Genomic DNA, 577 nt, shown 5'->3' with positions numbered 1-577 from the left:
GGACCCCGTTCGAAGCGCTCACCGACCACCGGGCTGCGGCAACCGCCACAGCGTGATCAACCCGAGGACCTGTCCACGATCCTTGACACAGCCCAGTACGCCGCAGCAGCCGGGGGGCCCGCGGTCGATCTTCTGCATCACGGAAGAATTGTTCCGCATCCGGGATGCGCTCGGAGGCTTTGAGGACAACACCCAGTCCCGGCTAAGCCATCACTATTCGAGTCGCGGCACCCGCCACGTTGGGATGCCACCCCTCGCCTGGCCGGTGTGGTGGCGGCCACCGGCGGCGCCCTCACAGCCCTTGACGTCGAGTCGCGCCACGACCGGATGCTGGTCGAGCACTACTGCGACGCAGTCGCCGCGGCGCAGACCGCTGCCATCATCGATGCTCTCGCCGCGCAGGATCGCTTCGTCGTCCACGAGGCGTCAGACCACACCGTCCTCATGCACCTCGGAGGCAAGATCGAGGTGGTGCCGCATATTGAGGTTTTCTCACCTGGTTCCGCGGTCGAGTGAAGTCAGGACAAGGGCGGCGGCGGCAATAGCGGTGATCCGTTGTGGGCAGACGGTCACGCGA

Annotated in this window: 1 protein-coding gene; it reads left to right on the top strand. The window is 66.0% G+C overall.

What is annotated here, in order from left to right; translation table 11 throughout:
• Positions 1 to 267 precede the first annotated feature (267 nt).
• Positions 268 to 516 (top strand): hypothetical protein, encoded by a 249-nt coding sequence (locus ACYVG5_RS21465; protein ID WP_222051102.1) that lies wholly within the window; start codon positions 268 to 270, stop codon positions 514 to 516.
• The last annotated feature ends 61 nt before the right edge of the window (positions 517 to 577 follow it).

The organism is Modestobacter lapidis (assembly GCF_054780755.1).
The sequence above is the reverse complement of the archived record's forward strand: the minus strand, read 5'-3'. Positions and strand labels throughout refer to the sequence as shown.